Origin of the sequence: Mammaliicoccus fleurettii (genome assembly GCF_003970575.1) — a bacterium.
GTDB lineage: Bacteria > Bacillota > Bacilli > Staphylococcales > Staphylococcaceae > Mammaliicoccus > Mammaliicoccus fleurettii.
The window spans coordinates 1-644 of the sequence record NZ_RXWZ01000133.1 but is presented as its reverse complement, the minus strand read 5'-3'; the positions used below and the strand labels follow the sequence as shown (position 1 = coordinate 644).

1 protein-coding gene and 1 pseudogene are annotated in these 644 nt (G+C 31.8%); one reads left to right on the top strand and one right to left on the bottom strand.

Annotation, left to right across the window (positions count from 1 at the left end):
• Positions 1 to 205, top strand: a pseudogene (locus tag CD129_RS13325) (YwiC-like family protein); the annotation flags it as partial.
• Positions 206 to 298: 93 nt separating this feature from the next.
• On the opposite strand, the gene CD129_RS09640 reads toward CD129_RS13325, so the two are convergent.
• The gene (locus CD129_RS09640) at positions 299 to 547 is read right to left on the bottom strand and encodes a GlsB/YeaQ/YmgE family stress response membrane protein (protein WP_078357342.1); all 249 of its coding nucleotides are present in this window, start codon (positions 545 to 547) and stop codon (positions 299 to 301) included.
• Positions 548 to 644: the final 97 nt, after the last annotated feature.

Below are 644 nucleotides of genomic sequence, written 5' to 3'. Positions count from 1 at the left end.
ATATAAATGGAGTTCATGGATTTATCATTTATGTATCGTAGTTATAGGATTACTAGTAAACCCTTTAATAATGATAATGTATTTACCTAGCTTAATTCGTGCAATAGTTTTATATGGAAAGAAAATAAAAATAATGCATGTAGGGTTGATAGAAATAGCAAACTCTATATTCGTGTTAATCATTGGATCGATTTATTTACATTAATGACTATATTGAACCGGTTAACGAACACAAAAGAGCAATCATCTGTATGGATGATTGCTCTTTTGTGTTTTCTTTTATTTAAAATTATGAATATTATTTTCTAATCAATTTTAAGATAAATGATAGTACGAGTATCAATATAATTGAACCGATAAGTGCTGGTATAATTGCTACTCCACCCCATACTGGACCTAAATCGCCTAGTAAAGAACCACCAATTACTGAACCTATTAACCCGGCAATAATGTTACCGATAATACCGCCTGGAATATCTTTACCTAAAATAACACCTGCTAGCCAACCTATAAGTCCGCCTACGATTAACATTAATATAAAGCCCATTGAGTGTACGGCACTGAACCCCTAAAATGGGAACTTAATAAAAACACTATTTTCTAGGCTGCTAATTTCCTGAATTCTATAGGAGATAAGTAGCCTA